Below are 14,988 nucleotides of genomic sequence, written 5' to 3' on the forward strand. Positions count from 1 at the left end.
GCTGCCACCCGGGTCGGTAGGGCGGTTTTCCGCACCCTCGGCCTTCCTGGCCCTCACCCTCTGTGCAGGGCGAAGTCCCGGCGGCGGGCCCACGGTCGGCGACCCGGCGGGCCTTGCCGGTTGCACCCCTAGCTGTCGAAGCCGAGGCCGAAGCGGTCCAGGGTGCGCAGCCAGAGGTTGCGCCGGCCGGCGTCGGCGTCGGCGCGGGTGAGGGCCCACTGGGTGATGCCGATGCCGATCGAGCGGGCCGGCTCGGGCGGGAACGGCAGCGGCTTGCGGCGGACCAGCTCCAGCGCGGTGCGCTCGGTGCGGGCACCGGCCAGCAGGTCGAGCATGACCTCGGCGCCGAAGCGCGTGGCGCCGACGCCCAGGCCGGTGAAGCCGGCGGCGTAGGCGACACGGCCGCCGTGCGAGAGGTCGAAGAAGGCGCTGAACCGGGTGCAGGTGTCGATCGCGCCGCCCCAGGCGTGGCTGAAGCGGACGCCCTCCAGTTGGGGGAAGGTCCGGAAGAAGTGCCGGGCGAGGGTGGCGAAGGTCTCCGGCCGCTGGTCGCGCTCGGCCCGCACCCGGCTGCGGAACTGGTGGACGACGTCGTACCCGCCGAACAGGATGCGGTTGTCGGCGGAGAGCCGGACGTAGTGGAAGTGGTTGGCGCTGTCGGCGAAGCCCTGGCGGTGCTTCCAGCCGACCGAGGCGAGCTGCTGCCCGGTCAGCGGTTCGGTCATCAGCGCGTAGTCGTAGACCGGCACCGTGTACGGGCGGTGGCGGCGCAGCAGCGAGGGGAACGCGTTGGTGGCGAGCGCGACGCGGCGGGCGCCGACGCGGCCGTACGGGGTGCGGACGGTGACCCCGCGCGGGGAGTCGGTGAGCCCGGTGGCCGGGGTGTGCTCGTGGATGCGCACGCCCAGGTCGAGACAGGCCTGCTTGAGGCCCCAGGCGAGGCGGGCGGGGTTGAGCATGGCGACGCCCTCGCGGTCCCAGAGTGCGCCGAGGAAGGTGGGGGAGTCGATCTCGGCGCGGACGGCCTCGCGGTCGAGGACGTCGGGCCGGCTTCCGTACCGGGCGGCGAGTTCGGCGAACTCGTGCAGGCCCTCGACCTGGTACGGCTCGGTGGCGACGACGAGGGAGCCGGTGCGCTCCCAGTCGCAGTCGATGCCGTGGCGCTCGACGGTGTCCTCCATGGCCCGGAGGTTGGCGGCGCCGAGCCGCTCCAGGGTGGCGAGTTCGCCGGGCCAGCGCTGGTGCCCGTTGGCGAGGCCGTGGGTGAGGCTGGCCTCGCAGAAGCCGCCGTTGCGGCCGGAGGCGGCCCAGCCGACCTCCCGGGCCTCGATCAGCACCACGTCCAGGGAGGGGTCGCGCTCCTTGGCGATCAGGGCGGTCCACAGGCCGCTGTAGCCGCCGCCGACCACCAGCAGGTCGCACCGGACGTCCCCGACCAGGGCAGGGGCGGAGGCGGGCCGCCGGGGGTCGTCCAGCCAGAACGGTACGGGCTGGGCGTCCTGGAGGGCGTGGACGGGGTCGGCCATGGCGGTGGCTCCTTCGGTGCGTGGGGGGTCGGGCCTCCGGATGCCGCCATCAGACCGCCGGGCCGACCTCAAGGTCAATGGCGTTGACATAAGGCCGGCCCGGGATGCCGCCGCTCCGCGGTGGGTGGCTCAGCCCCGCCACTCCTCCGCCAGCAGTCCGAGTACAACCTGGTCCGCGAACTCCCCGCAGGCCCAGGCCGAACGGCGCAGCGTGCCCTCGGTGGTGAACCCGGCCGCGGTGGCGGCCCGGACCATCGGCGCGTTGTCCGCGAGCGTCTCCAGCTGCAGCCGGTTCAGGCCGAGGACCGTGAAGCCGTAGTGGAAGAGCACCCGCAGGACGTCCGTGGCGAAGCCGCGCCCCCGGTGGCCCGGCCGCAGCGCGATGCCCAGGTGGGCGGTCCGGTTGTGGGGGTCGATGCCCCAGAGCAGGGCCTCGCCGGCCAGCTCCCCCGAGGCCGTCTCGACCACGGAGAAGCAGGCGGCCTCGTCCGAGACCCCGGCGACCACGTACGGCGACTGTGCCGACCCGGGTGGGATGGGCCGCCAGGGTCGGGAATCGGCCCGCGAGCGGGTCGCGACGTCGTCGTAGAGCTCGGCCTGGAGCACGGGGACGTCGGTCTCGTGCCGGGCCCGGAGGGTGATGTGAGCGCCTTGTAGCATGTCACATTGCTAACATCGGCAAGCTCGTCCGGGCCACCGGTTTTCGCGGAGCCACCCGGATCGATGGTCAAGCCGCCCGGAGAGGGTGTCCGTGTGGGCTCGCGTACCCCCTGACCACGGGAAACACCCTCGGTGGCGTGGATATCCTGAACGCATGAGCGACAACCTCCCCCAGTGCCCGCAGTGCGCAGGCCAGTACACGTACGAGATGAACGGCCTCATGGTCTGCCCCGAGTGCGGCCACGAGTGGATGCCCGGAGGCGGCGGCGAGGCCTCCGTCGCCGGGGCCGGCGAGCGGGTGATCAAGGATGCGGTCGGCAACGTGCTGGCCGACGGCGACACCGTGACGGTCATCAAGGCCCTCAAGGTCAAGGGCAGCGCCTCGGGCATCAAGGCGGGCACCAAGGTGCGCAACATCCGGCTGGTGGACGGCGTCGACGGCCACGACATCGACTGCCGCATCGAGGGCTTCGGTGCCATGCAGCTCAAGTCCAGCGTGGTCAAGAAGGCCTGATCCGCGGCCGGGCCCGATCCGCGCCGCCGAGCCTGGAGGCGCGGCGGCGCGGAGGCTTCGGTGGGGGGCGGTCGTCCGACTCCGATGCGGGCACGGGAAGTTCACGATCAGTCCGGAGTCACTTCGCTTGTTGTGGGCATGAAGGTAAGCGTCCTCCCCAAGGCTTTGCTGACCGATTGTCAGCATCCCTGCCCCGGAAGGACCCCACGTGGCCCCACGCAAGCGCCTGCTGCCTGCCGCCGCGACCACCGCGTTGCTCGTCTTCTCCGGTTACACCCTGAACGTCGCGGTGGCGGCACCCGCCCTCGCGGCGGACAGCGCCGTCACCGCGACGGCGACCGGTGCACCGTCGTCGGCACCGGGCGCCCCATCCGCCGAGCCCACCGCGCCGACGACCCTGGCGCCCCCGGCCGACGGCACGCCGGCCGTCACCGTGGCGACCCCGGCCCCGGCGGGTGCCCCTGCCGCCACCGCCGTACCCGCCGCCGCACCCGCCCTGGCGCTCTCGTCCTACGACCGGGCCACCGGCGAGGCCGTGCTCACGGCCGCGGGTGGCGCCGCACCGGAGTCCGGCACCGCGCCGGCCGCGATCAAGCCCGGTCAGCTGATCGACAGCCCGCCCACGCCGGCCGCGCCGCAGGGCGCGCTGGTCGCCGTCACCGACGTCAAGCAGGCCTCCGACGGGACGGTGGCCGTCAGCACCCGCCCGGCCGCACTGCCCGAACTGCTCGGCGGCGCCAACGCCAGCCTCAAGGCCCCGGTCAGCCCCGCCTCGCTCCGGGTCGAGCCGCAGGTCAAGGACCTCAAGGTGGCCGTCGACACCGGCCCGACCGGCGGCCAGGGCTCCGTCAGCGGTGGCCTCGGGCTGAGCGCCGACACCACCGTCCCGCTGCCCAACGGCTCCTCGGTGCGGCTGTCCGGGTCGGTATCGATCGACCCGACCGTGAGCTTCTCCTACCAGGGCGGCCTCGGCGCCCTCGCCCCGCAGCAGGCCCGGATCGGCTTCGACCTCGGCGCGCACGCCGACTGGCACGTCAGCGGTGCGGACCTCGCCGGCGGTGCCTCCGTCAAGATCCCACTGGCCAAGCTCAGTGCCAGCCCGGTGGTGATGGTCGGCGTCCTGCCGGTCGTGATCAACCTGGACTTCAAGCTCTCCCTGGACATCAGTGCCGACGGCACGATCACGGTCGACGCCGAGCAGTCGTACGACGGCCACTGGGGCGTCCACTCCGACTACACCAGCGGCCAGGGCTGGACCACCACCACCGAGCCGGGGACGTCCACCGTCTCCCCGCTGCGCCTCCACCTCAGCGGCAACGCCTCGCTGAAGACCGGCCTGCTGGCCGAGGGATCGGTCGCCCTGTACGACGCCGTCGGCGTGAAGGCCTCGATCGAGCCCTACCTGCGGACCGCGGTCAGCGGTTCGGTCGTCCTCGACGGAGGCACGGCGCCCACCGGCGGCGGCACGGTCGACCTCTACGGCGGACTCGACATCAACGGGGCGCTGATGGCCCGCCTCGCCATCCTCGGCACCCCGATCCTGGAGAAGGACCTGCCGTTCCTCGCCTTCCACCGCGAATGGCCGATCACCTCGCAGAGCGTCGGGCAGGTCCCGACGCCCTCGGTGGCCTGGACGGCGCTCAACTCCAGCACGGGCGACGACAACCGCTCGGCCTTCCTGAAGGCCCGGCCCGACTGGGACCCGTCGGCCCGCAAGTCCTCCTGCCCGGACGGCAGCCGGCTGGTCGGCCTCAGCCACGGCGGTGACCGCGGTCTCTGCACCAGCGCCACCGAGGCCACCCCGTGGGACGCGAACCACACCTTCACCGTCGTCCACGGCGAGGCGAACGTGACCACCGACTGGGCGTACGGCTACACCAAGGCGCAGTGCCCCGCCGGCCAGATCGCAACGGGGTACAGCCGCAACGGCCGCTCCCTGGGTGTGCTCTGCGCCAAGTCGACCGTTCCGCTGGGTACTTCGGTCCGCACCGTCTGGTTCGACAACGGTGACAGCCGCCCGTCGGCGGCCGGCGGCGCCGACTTCGCGTACAGCTACTACAAGGGCCAGTGCGCCGACGACGAGTTCGTCGCCGGTGTGGCCTCCACCCAGCCCTGGTACGAGCTCTGGGCCTCGCGCCCGTACGCGATGCTCTGCCAGAAGCCGGCCTGACGCGGTGAGTCCCCTCGCCCCGGCCTCCTCGTGCGGAGGCCGGGGCGAGGGCGTCGCCGGTAGGGGAGCGCCGGTAAGGGAGCGCCGGAGAATCAGCGGAGCCGTTCGGCGGACCACTGCGGGTCGCGGCCGGTGAAGGCGAGCAGCAGCTCCTGGGCGTCGGCGCCGGGCGGTGTGGTGAGCGGCGGGTCGAACCGGCCGGTGCCGGCGAGGTTCCGGTAGTTCCGGAACTCCGCGAGCGCGTACCGGGCGGCGCCCGGTGGCAGGTAGCCGCTCTCGCCCAGGGCCCGGGCGAGGTCCCAGCTGTGCACCACGGTCTCGGCGGTCAACTCGCGGGTGTAGCCGCCCACATCACGCATCCCGTACGGCACGTGGACCAGCAGGTCCAGAGCGCCGGGCTGGTTGATGGCGCGGACGGCGGTGTCGACGGCCAACGTCCACACGCCGAGCGGGTTGCGGCCCAGGACGTCGCCCTCGAAGCGGCGGCCGATCTGCTCCGGGGCGTAGCCGGCCACCGCCTGGCAGACCCAGAGATGCTGTGCCGCAAGGTGGTTGACCAGGGTGCGGACGTCCCAGTCCCGGCACGGGGTGGGCGCCGTCCACTGCTCCTCGGTGACGGAGTGCACCAGACGGGTCACCTCCGCCCCGGCCGTCGCGTACTGCTCGCGGACTTCGGTGTGGAATCCGTACGGGTGTGGGCAAGCCATCGCCGGGCCTCCGTTTCCTGCCCTGCTCACTCCCAGTAAACCGCTACGGGGAGTGACGCGCCAGAGTTCCGGGCCTGCGGCCGGCGGCGAGGGGCGGAGGGTGACCGGCGCACCACGCTGGGCGGCTGTTCGGGCCTGCCGGCAGGGGAGTTGGGCCGCTCCGGTGGACGCTCGGTCACCCGGACGGTCACCCGGCGTGTCCGTCCCGCCGGCCACCCCGTCGGCCGGCCTGCCGAGAGGTCCGGTGGCCGGGCCGGGCGGGGCCGGGCGGGGCCGGGCCGGGATCCCGGCGCGCTACCGGGCCGACTCCTCCAGGACCGCCTGCGCTGCATTGTGCCCGGGGATGCCGCTGACGCCGCCGCCGCGGACCGCGCCCGCGCCGCACAGCAGCACGTTCGGGTGCGCCGTCGCCACGCCCCAGCGCTCCGCGGTACCGTCCGGACTCCCCTCCGAGAAGGGGAAGTCGAGGTCCCGGTGGAAGATGTGCCCGCCCGGCAGGCCGATCTCCCGCTCCAGGTCCGGCGGCGTCCTGGCCTCCACGCAGGGACGCCCGGCGGCGTCCGTCGCGAGACAGTCGGCGATCGGCTCGGCCAGGACCGCGTCGAGCTGCGCCAGGCTCGCCGCCAGGGCACGCTCCTTGGCCGCCGGATCGGTGAACAGCCGCGCGGGCATGTGCAGGCCGAACAGCGTCAGGGTCTGGAACCCCTGCCGGACGGCCGCCGGCCCGAGGATCGAGGTGTCGGTCAACGTGTGACAGTAGATCTCCGACGGCGGCGCCGAGGGGATCCGCCCGGCGTCCGCCTCCGCGTAGGCGCTCTCCAACTGCCGGTAGCCCTCGGCGATGTGGAAGGTGCCGGCGAAGGCGTCCCGCGGATCCACGGCGGTGTCCCGGAGTTGCGGCAGCCGGCGCAGCACCATGTTGACCTTCAGTTGGGCGCCCTCGGGTGCGGGCCCCGGACCGGGCGCCTCGCCGAGCAGCCGGGCCAGCACCGCCGGGGCCGCGTTCACGAGCACCCTGCGGCCCACCACCGTTGCCCCGCCGTCGTGGTGACGGTACGTCACTTCGACGTCGCCGTGGCCGTCGGTGGCGATCGCGGTGACCTCGCAGCCGGTCCGGATCTCCGCGCCGGCCGCGCGTGCCGCCTCGGCCAGCGCGTCCGTCACCGCGCCCATCCCACCGACCGGGACGTCCCAGTCGCCCGTGCCGTTGCCGATCACGTGGTAGAGGAAGCAGCGGTTCTGCCGCAGCGCGGCGTCGTGGGCGTGGGTGAAGGTGCCGATCAGCGCGTCCGTCAGCACCACGCCGCGCACCAGGTCGTCGGCGAAGGTCCGCTCGATCGTCTCGCCCAGCGGCCGTTCGAACAGCGCCTCCCAGGCGGCGTCGTCCGCGACCCGCCGGCGCAGCTCGGCGCGGGAGGGCAGCGGCTCGGTGAGCGTCGGGAAGACCCGCCCGGCGACCTGCCCGGTCGTGCCGTAGAAGCGCTGCCAGGCCTCCCACTCCCGGTCCGCGCCGGTCAGCGCCCGGAACGACTCCCGCGTCCGGCCGGGGTCGGAGGCGTCGACGAGCAGTCCGGTGGGCTTCCCGTCCCGGACGGTGGGCGTGTAGGAGGAGATCCGACGCCGCCGCAGGTCGAGCCGGAGCCCGAGGTCGCGCACCACCTTCCGCGGCAGCAGGCTCACCAGGTACGAGTAGCGGGAGAGCCGGGCGTCCACCCCCGCGAAGGCCTGGGCCGACACCGCCGCCCCGCCCACCTGCGGCAACCGTTCCAGCACCAGCACGCGGAGGCCGGCCCGGGCGAGGTACGCCGCCGCCACCAGCCCGTTGTGCCCACCACCGACGATCACGGCGTCGTGCCGCGCGGACGAGTTCGCGTTCACCCGGCCACGCTACGGCACCGGGCGGGCGCGGGGAACCAGGCGTGCAGGCGCCGGTCGGCCGCACCGCCCGCAGCCGCCCACGGACCGGGGGGAGCCCCGGACGCGGACCGGGGGGAGCCCCGCCCGTGGACCGGGGGAGCTGCGAGCCGGATCGGCGGGATCATCGGAAGGGGGCGGCAGCGGCCGGACGCGAGGAGGAAGGCCATGATCGTCGACTGCGCGCACTACCGCGACGGACGCCGGCAGCACGTGGGCCCGATGCCGCTGGAGGAGGCGGCGGCGCGCTGCACCCAGGGCGGCTTCGTCTGGCTGGGCATGTTCGAGCCGGGCGAGGAGGAGCTGGCCAAGGTCCGCGAGAGCTTCGGGCTGCACGAACTCGCCGTGGAGGACGCCCAGGCCTTCCACCTGCGGCCGAAGGCCGAGCAGTACGAGGACGGCACGGAGCTGATCATCCTGCGCACCGCGCGCTACGACGACGAGCGCGAGGAGGTCGACACCGGCGAGATCAGCGTCTTCCTCGCCGAACACTTCGTGATCACCGTCCGCCAGGGGGTCGCCAGCGAGCTGGCCGGTGCGCGCAGCCGGCTGGAGCGCCGGCCCGAGCTGCTGCGGACCGGCAGCGCGTCGACGCTCTGGGCGATCCTCGACCAGGTCGTGGACGGCTACGCGCCCGTCGTCACCGAGCTCGAACGCGACATCGAGCAGATCGAGGCCACGGTGTTCTCCGGCACGGTCGCCCCGACCGAGCGGATCTACTTCCTGCGCCGCGAGGCCACCGACTTCTACCGCGCCGTGCACCCGCTGCTCGGCGTGCTGGGCCGCCGGCTGCAGACCGGCCGGGCGCCGACCGAGCTCCTGCCGTACCTGCGAGACGTGCACGACCACCTCCTGCTGGTCAACGAGGAGGTCGCCGCCCAGCGCGACCTGCTGGCGACCGTCCTGGAGGCGAACATCGCGGTCATCTCGGTCGAGCAGAACCGGATCAACCTCCGGCAGAGCGCCACGATGGAGCGGCTCACGATCGTCGCGACCGTGTTCCTGCCGCTGTCCTTCGTGGTCGGCTTCTTCGGGCAGAACTTCGCGTGGCTGGTCGGCCACATCAGCGGCTTCGCGCAGTTCCTCGTGCTCAGCGTCTGCGGCCTGGTGCTGCCCTGCGTACTGCTGACCGTCTGGCTGCGCCGGCAGCGGCACGCGGCGGCGCCGCCGGTGCCGGGGGTGCCCGTGGTCGGCAACGGAAGGGCCGCGCGGAACCCGTGACCGCGCCCGTGCCCTCCGTGGGCGTCCGGCCGGCGACGGGACGGATGGCACCCGGGCGGGCCAGTATGGAGGGGAGGCTACGGGCTCACTCGTCGGCTCGGACGGGGTTCGCTGAATGGGGTTCTAGTGGTGGGCATGTCACGGGGTCCGTCCTCGGAGCCCGCACACGAGGCTGCCGGGGCGACGGCGGGGCGCGGCCTTGAGCGGGCGGCGCAGGTCCTGCGATCGGTGCCGCAGCGCGTCGGCGCGCACATGGGCGGCCTCTACCTGCTCTCGGACGACCGGCAGCTGCTCGAACTCGTCATGACCTTCGGGGCCGCCCGGCAGTTCACCAGGCCGTGGCAGCACGTCGGCATGACCGTGCCGATCCCGGTCGCCGACGCGACGCGCAGCGGCCGGATCGTCTGGGTGGGCGGCGCGGAGGAGATGGCGCGCCGGTACCCGCGGGTCGCGGTCGCCATGCCGTACGCCTTCTGCCTCGCCGCCGTGCCGCTCGTCCTGGGCAGTACGACGTACGGGGTCCTCTTCCTGCTCTGGCCCGCCGCGCACCCCCCGGAGCTGCCGCCCCACGAACGCGAGGAGCTCGACGGGCTCGCCCGGGGCCTGGCCGGGATCCTGGCGGAGGCGGCCCGGGCGGGAGCTCCGATCCGGCCCGGCCCGGTCCCCGTGGTGGCGGAGAACCGGTCCGCAGACCCCCTCGCCACCATGCCGGCCCGGCTGCCCGGGGGCCTCTGCGACATCGACCTGGACGGCCGGCTCGCCGCGGTCACCCGCACCGCCGCGGAGCTGCTGGGCGAGCCGGTGGAGAAGCTGCTCGGCGCGCGCCCGTGGTCGGTGCTGCGCTGGCTGCGCGACCCGGTGTACGAGTACCACTACCGGGCGGCGGTGATCGGCGGGCAGCCCACGTCGTTCGTCGCACTGCGGCCGCCGGACCGGTGGCTGTCGTTCCGGCTCTTCCCGGACGCCTCCGGGGTCACCGTGCAGATCGTCGCCGCCGACATCGCCCGGCCCGACGGACAGGGCGAACGGCCCGCCGAGCGGACGGTGCACACCCGGCCCGGCGCGCTCTACCACCTGCTCCACCTCGCCAGCGCGCTGACCGAGGCGATCAGCGTGCAGGACGTGGTCACCATGGTCTCCGAGCAGATCCTGCCGGCCTTCGGCGGCCAGGCCGTCGCCGTCCTGATGGCCGAGGGGGGCCGTCTGCGCATCGCCGGCCACCGCGGCTACCCGCCGGGCCTGGTCGACCAGTTCGACGGCACGTCGCTGAGCGAGTCGACGCCCGGCGTCCAGGCGTCGACCAACCCGGTGCCGGCGTTCTTCGAGACCCGGGCCGAGCTGGAACGGCTCTACCCGGACCGCCACGAGACCCAGGACGGCATGGCCGCCTGGGCCTACCTGCCGCTGGTGACCTCGCGCCGCCTGATCGGCACCTGCGTGCTGGCCTTCGCCGAGCCGCACCGCTTCGACACGGAGGAGCGCGCCGTCCTCACCTCGCTCGGCGGCCTGATCGCCCAGGCCCTGGACCGCGCCCGGCTGTACGACACCAAGCTGGTCCTCGCACACGGCCTGCAGGAGAGCCTGCTGCCCCGGGCACTGCCCGCCGTCCCGAGCCTGGAGATCAGCGCCCGCTACCTGCCCGGCACCGAGGACATGGACGTCGGCGGCGACTTCTACGACCTCATCCGCGTCGGGCCGGACTCCGTGGCCGTCGTCATCGGCGACGTCCAGGGCCACAACGTGAACGCCGCCGCCCTGATGGGCCAGGTCCGCACCGCGATCCGCGCCTTCGCCGCGGCCGACGCCGACCCGAGCACGGTGCTCACCCGCACCAACCGCCTGCTGGCCGACCTCGACACCGCCCTGCTGGCCAGCTGCACCTACTTCTGCGTGGACCTCACCCGCCGCGAGGCCTGGCTGGCCAACGCGGGCCACCCGGTACCGCTGCTCTACGGCCCGGACGGCCGGGCGCGTGCCCTGGAACCGCTCACCGGCGTGGTCCTGAACGTCGACCCGGCCGCCGAGTACCCGCAGATCCGCATCGACCTGCCGATCGGCACCACCCTGGTCCTGTACACCGACGGCCTCATCGACGCACCCGGCACCGACCCCGACCAGGCGGTGGCCGGCCTCATCGCCACCCTCGCCCGCCACGGCCGCGAACCGCTCGACCGCCTGGCCGATGCCCTCCTCGCCCGGGCCGACCACCGCACCGACGACATCGCCCTGCTGCTGGTGCGCTCCGTACCGCGTTAGTTCTGCGTGCCGCGCCGGGTCCGCGTGCCGCGCCGGGTCCGCCGGCCGGCGCCGGAAACCCGGATGGCCCAGCGCGGTTGCCGGTCACCGCCGGCGGCCGGAGGGTGGCAAGGAGGTGGTCCCCGGCGGGACGCCCGCCGCGAGGCGGTGCGGGCGGGCCGGGGCGCCTGACGGTCCGGGTCGTCCGGGCGGTTCCCGCCGGACCCGACGAGAAGGTGGTGCGGGCGATGGCGGACGGGCGGGCGGCCGAGCGGATAGCGGAGTTCATCGAGCCGCTGCGGGTGGAGCCGGGATCGACGGTGGACCTCGCGCGGGACTTCGACCCGCGCTACAAGGCGGGGATGAAGAAGCGGGACGGCGCGGAGCTGCTCCGCACCGGCGTCGCGCTGCTGGCGGAGTACCAGGCGCGGCTGGCCGCCCAGGACACCCACGGGGTGCTGCTCTGCCTCCAGGCGCTCGACGCGGGCGGCAAGGACGGGACGATCCGCCACGTCATGAGCGGGGTGAACCCGCAGGGCGTCCACGTGAGCAGCTTCAAGGTGCCCTCCGCCGAGGAGCTCGACCACGACTTCCTGTGGCGGTACGCGCAGCGGCTGCCCGCCCGCGGGGACATCGCCATCTTCAACCGGTCGCACTACGAGGAGGTCCTGGTGGTGCGCGTCCACCCGGAGAACCTCGACCGGCAGCGGCTGCCGGCGGAGGCGCGCGGCCGGAAGATCTGGCGCCGCCGCTTCCGCGAGATCAACGACTGGGAGCGCTACCTCACCGAGAACGGGTTCACGGTGGTGAAGGTCTTCCTGAACCTCTCCAAGGAGGAGCAGCGCACCCGGTTCCTGAAGCGGATCGACCTCCCGGAGAAGAACTGGAAGTTCTCCGCGGCGGACATCCGCGAGCGCGCGCACTGGGACGAGTACCAGGAGGCGTTCTCCGAGATGCTGTCGGCCACCAGCACGCCCTGGGCCCCCTGGTACGTGGTGCCGGCCGACCGCAAGTGGTTCGCCCGCATCTGCGCGGCGGCGGTGCTCGCGCACACCCTGATGGAGATCGACCCGCAGTACCCGACGGTCGGCCGGGCGGCCCTGAAGGAGCTCCGGGCCGCCAAGCGGCAGCTGGAGGCCGAGGCCCCGCAGGGCGCCGCCCGGGACCCGTACGCGGCGCGCCACCGGGCCGGTTGAGCGGCCCGGTTGAGCGGGCCGGCCGAGCGGCCCCAGGGCCCGGACAGGAGGAGCGAGAGATGGCCGAGCCGACCGAGCCGACCGAGCCGCCGGGGGCGGACGCCGGGACACCCTGGTACGCGCGGTCCGCCGAGGAGGCCGCCACCCGGTTCGGGGTGGATCCGTCCACCGGGCTGAGCACCGCCCGGGTGGCCGAACTGCTCGCCGCGAACGGGCCCAACGCGCTGCCGGAGGAGCGGCCGAGGCCCGGCTGGCTGCGCTTCCTCGACCAGTACCGCAGCTACATGCAGCTCATCCTGGTGGCGGCCGCGGTGGTCTCGCTGGCGATCGAGGAGTGGTCCACCGGCATCCTGCTCGTCGTGCTGACCCTCTTCAACGCGGTGGTGGGCCTGCGGCAGGAGGGCAAGGCCGAGAGCGCGATGAACGCGCTGAAGTCGATGATGAAGGCGACCGCCCGGGTCCGGCGGGACGGCGCGGAGTCGGAGATCCCGGCCGAGGGGCTGGTCGTGGGCGACGTCGTGCTCGTCTCGGCGGGTGACCAGGTGCCGGCGGACGGGCGGATCGTCCGGGCCAGCGCCCTGCAGATCGACGAGTCGGCGCTGACCGGTGAGAGCGTGCCGGCGGTGAAGGACACCGGCATCGTGCCGGGGGAGCGGTTGGCCCCGGGCGAGCAGTCGAACATGGCGTTCATGAACACCCCGGTCACGCACGGCAGCGGACTGCTCGTGATCACCGCGACCGGCTCCGAGACCGAGCTGGGCAAGATCTCCGGGATGCTCTCGGCGACCGAGAAGGAGCAGTCGCCGCTCACCCGCGAGCTCAACACCCTGACCCTGTGGATCGCCGGCGCGGCCGGGCTGACCATGGTCGTGATGTTCGCGCTGGGCCGCAGCCGCGGGCAGGCGTGGGACGCCCTGTTCGTGAGCGCCGTGTCGCTGGCGATCGCCGCCATCCCGGAGGCGCTGCCGACCGTCAGCCAGGTCATCCTCTCCGTCGGCAGCCTCAACCTGGCCAAGCGGAACGCGATCGTGAAGGAGCTGCCGTCCGTCGAGACGCTCGGCTTCACCTCGGCGATCAACTCGGACAAGACCGGCACCCTGACGATGAACCAGGTCACCGTCGTCGAGGTGCTCAGTCCCACCGACCGCTACACCGTCTCCGGAACCGGCTACCGCCTCGACGGCCGGATCAACCACGTCGCGGGGGCCTCGGCGGACGTCGAGGACGCCGTCCTGCCGTTCCTGATCGCCAACGACGCCAAGCTGGTGGACGGCGAGGTGGTGGGCGATCCGACCGAGGGCGCCCTGCTCGTGCTCGGCCACAAGGCCGGGCTGGACATCGAGGCCAGCCGGGAGCGGTACCCACGGCTGGCGACGCTGCCGTTCGACCCCACCTACAAGCTGATGGCGGTCTTCACCGACGCGGTGGACGCGGGCGGCCGCCGGGTGGTGCGGTGCTTCGTCAAGGGCGCCGCGCCCGCGGTGACGTCGCGGGCCACCACCGCGCTCGCCGACGGGGCGGGCATCGCCTGGGACGCGGACCTGAGCGGGCGCGCCGAGGCGCAGGTCGCCCGGATGGGCGCCGAGGGCCGCCGGGTGATGGCCGCCGCGTTCCGGGACCTCGACCCGGCGGACTTCGACCCGGCGGGCGACCTGCTGGGCCACGTCACCGGGCTGCGGATGACCAGCCTGGTCGGCATGGTCGACCCGCCGCGCGCGGAGTCCAAGGACGCCGTCGCCAGCGCGCAGGCCGCCCACATCCGCGTCCGCATGGTGACCGGCGACGACGTGACCACCGGCGCGGCCATCGCCCGGCAGCTCGGCATCCCCGGCGAGGCCGTGCTCGGCGCCGACTTCGCGGCCCTGCCCGAGCACGAGCGGCTGGCCCGGATCGACGGCATCGGCGTGGTCGGCCGCGTGGCGCCGGAGCACAAGGTGCTGCTCGCCGACACGCTGAAGAAGAAGGGCGACGTGGTCGCGATGACCGGCGACGGCGTCAACGACGCGCCGGCGATCAAGGCCGCCGACATCGGCATCGCGATGGGCAGCGGCACCGACGTGGCCAAGAACGCCAGCCGGATGGTGCTCGCCGACGACAACTTCGCCACCATCGTGCACGCGGTGGCGGAGGGCCGGAAGCTCTACGACAACCTCACCAAGTACATCCGCTTCGTCCTGCTGCTGCTGGTCGCCTTCGTGCTGACCTTCCTCGGTGCCACCGTCCTCAACATCGCGGCCGGCGAGCCGTTCACCCCGCCGCAGGTGCTCTGGATCCACTTCGTGGTGAACGCTCCCTTCGGCTTCGCGCTGGGCTTCGACCGGGAGAGCCCGGGGCTGATGGCGCGCATCCCGCGCCCGCGCGGCGAGTCGGTGCTGACCAGGCCCGTGGTGGTCACCGTGGGGCTGGCCGGGCTGGCCGTCACGGCCGCGCTGCTCGGCCTGATCAAGCTGGGGGAGCGCCACTACGGCAGCATTCACATCGGCAACTCGATCGCGTTCACGGCCTTCGCGCTCTGCCTGATCGTGGCCGCGTTCGAGTGCCGCAGCGAGCGCGCGTCGGCGCTGACGACGCACACCTTCGACAGCAAGCAGATGAACCTGGCGGCGCTGGCGGAGTTCGTCCTGGCGGTGCTGGTGACGCAGATGGACGCGTTCCGCCGTATCCTCGGCACCACCGAGCTCAACGCCCGGCAGTTCGGCTGGGCGCTACTGGCCGCGCTCGCGCTGCTGCTGCTGTGGGAGCTGGGCAAGTTCCTCGCCCGCCGCCGGCCCGCACCGGCCTGACGGGCCGGGTGCCGCCGCGGCCCGGTGGGTACCGGTCGGCGGGACGGCCCTGGTCAGGGCCT

10 protein-coding genes are annotated in these 14,988 nt (G+C 73.7%); 6 read left to right on the forward strand and 4 right to left on the reverse strand.

The features are described 5' to 3' along the window. Nucleotides 1–128: 128 nt before the first annotated feature. Together RMN57_RS33115 and RMN57_RS33120 are read right to left on the reverse strand one after the other, a co-directional pair. Nucleotides 129–1,526: an FAD-dependent oxidoreductase gene (locus RMN57_RS33115; protein WP_313766975.1), complete on the reverse strand. Its 1,398-nt coding sequence runs from the start codon at nt 1,524–1,526 to the stop codon at nt 129–131. Nucleotides 1,527–1,655: 129 nt separating this feature from the next. Further along, nucleotides 1,656–2,186 (reverse strand): GNAT family protein, encoded by a 531-nt coding sequence (locus RMN57_RS33120; protein ID WP_313766976.1) that lies wholly within the window; start codon nt 2,184–2,186, stop codon nt 1,656–1,658. Between the two features lie 154 nt (nt 2,187–2,340). On the opposite strand from RMN57_RS33120, the gene RMN57_RS33125 reads away from it, so the two are divergent. Both RMN57_RS33125 and RMN57_RS33130 read left to right on the forward strand, forming a co-directional pair. Next, a complete protein-coding gene (locus RMN57_RS33125) occupies nt 2,341–2,700 on the forward strand; it encodes a zinc ribbon domain-containing protein YjdM (protein WP_313766977.1) in 360 nt (119 codons plus the stop codon). A 208-nt stretch (nt 2,701–2,908) separates the two neighbouring features. Then, entirely contained in the window at nt 2,909–4,870 is a 1,962-nt protein-coding gene (locus RMN57_RS33130) for a hypothetical protein (protein ID WP_313766978.1), read from the forward strand. A gap of 92 nt (nt 4,871–4,962) precedes the next feature. Here RMN57_RS33130 and RMN57_RS33135 read toward each other — a convergent pair whose 3' ends face one another. After that, a complete protein-coding gene (locus RMN57_RS33135; protein ID WP_313766979.1) occupies nt 4,963–5,577 on the reverse strand; it encodes a TIGR03086 family metal-binding protein in 615 nt (204 codons plus the stop codon). A 294-nt stretch (nt 5,578–5,871) separates the two neighbouring features. Then, nucleotides 5,872–7,455 (reverse strand): NAD(P)/FAD-dependent oxidoreductase, encoded by a 1,584-nt coding sequence (locus RMN57_RS33140; RefSeq protein WP_313766980.1) that lies wholly within the window; start codon nt 7,453–7,455, stop codon nt 5,872–5,874. 204 nt (nt 7,456–7,659) lie between these two features. Between RMN57_RS33140 and RMN57_RS33145 the strand changes: the two genes are divergently transcribed. The 4 genes from RMN57_RS33145 to RMN57_RS33160 all read left to right on the forward strand — a co-directional run bounded on the left by RMN57_RS33145 (nt 7,660) and on the right by RMN57_RS33160 (nt 14,926). Beyond that, nucleotides 7,660–8,712 (forward strand): magnesium and cobalt transport protein CorA, encoded by a 1,053-nt coding sequence (locus RMN57_RS33145; protein WP_313766981.1) that lies wholly within the window; start codon nt 7,660–7,662, stop codon nt 8,710–8,712. A 135-nt stretch (nt 8,713–8,847) separates the two neighbouring features. Further along, nucleotides 8,848–10,968: a SpoIIE family protein phosphatase gene (locus tag RMN57_RS33150; protein WP_313766982.1), complete on the forward strand. Its 2,121-nt coding sequence runs from the start codon at nt 8,848–8,850 to the stop codon at nt 10,966–10,968. 227 nt (nt 10,969–11,195) lie between these two features. Then, nucleotides 11,196–12,143 (forward strand): polyphosphate kinase 2 family protein, encoded by a 948-nt coding sequence (locus RMN57_RS33155; protein ID WP_313766983.1) that lies wholly within the window; start codon nt 11,196–11,198, stop codon nt 12,141–12,143. 59 nt (nt 12,144–12,202) lie between these two features. After that, the gene (locus RMN57_RS33160; RefSeq protein WP_313766984.1) at nt 12,203–14,926 is read left to right on the forward strand and encodes an HAD-IC family P-type ATPase; all 2,724 of its coding nucleotides are present in this window, start codon (nt 12,203–12,205) and stop codon (nt 14,924–14,926) included. Nucleotides 14,927–14,988: the final 62 nt, after the last annotated feature.

The organism is Kitasatospora sp. CM 4170, assembly GCF_032110285.1.
Classification (GTDB): Bacteria; Actinomycetota; Actinomycetes; order Streptomycetales; family Streptomycetaceae; genus Kitasatospora; species Kitasatospora aburaviensis.

What these genes read in the sequence shown, in the direction of transcription:
- RMN57_RS33115 (WP_313766975.1), bottom strand. Translation starts at nt 1,526, where the DNA reads ATGGCCGACCCCGTCCACGCCCTCCAGGACGCCCAGCCCGTACCGTTC.
- RMN57_RS33120 (WP_313766976.1), bottom strand. Translation starts at nt 2,186, where the DNA reads ATGCTACAAGGCGCTCACATCACCCTCCGGGCCCGGCACGAGACCGAC.
- RMN57_RS33125 (WP_313766977.1), top strand. Translation starts at nt 2,341, where the DNA reads ATGAGCGACAACCTCCCCCAGTGCCCGCAGTGCGCAGGCCAGTACACG.
- RMN57_RS33135 (WP_313766979.1), bottom strand. Translation starts at nt 5,577, where the DNA reads ATGGCTTGCCCACACCCGTACGGATTCCACACCGAAGTCCGCGAGCAG.
- RMN57_RS33145 (WP_313766981.1), top strand. Translation starts at nt 7,660, where the DNA reads ATGATCGTCGACTGCGCGCACTACCGCGACGGACGCCGGCAGCACGTG.
- RMN57_RS33150 (WP_313766982.1), top strand. Translation starts at nt 8,848, where the DNA reads ATGTCACGGGGTCCGTCCTCGGAGCCCGCACACGAGGCTGCCGGGGCG.
- RMN57_RS33155 (WP_313766983.1), top strand. Translation starts at nt 11,196, where the DNA reads ATGGCGGACGGGCGGGCGGCCGAGCGGATAGCGGAGTTCATCGAGCCG.
- RMN57_RS33160 (WP_313766984.1), top strand. Translation starts at nt 12,203, where the DNA reads ATGGCCGAGCCGACCGAGCCGACCGAGCCGCCGGGGGCGGACGCCGGG.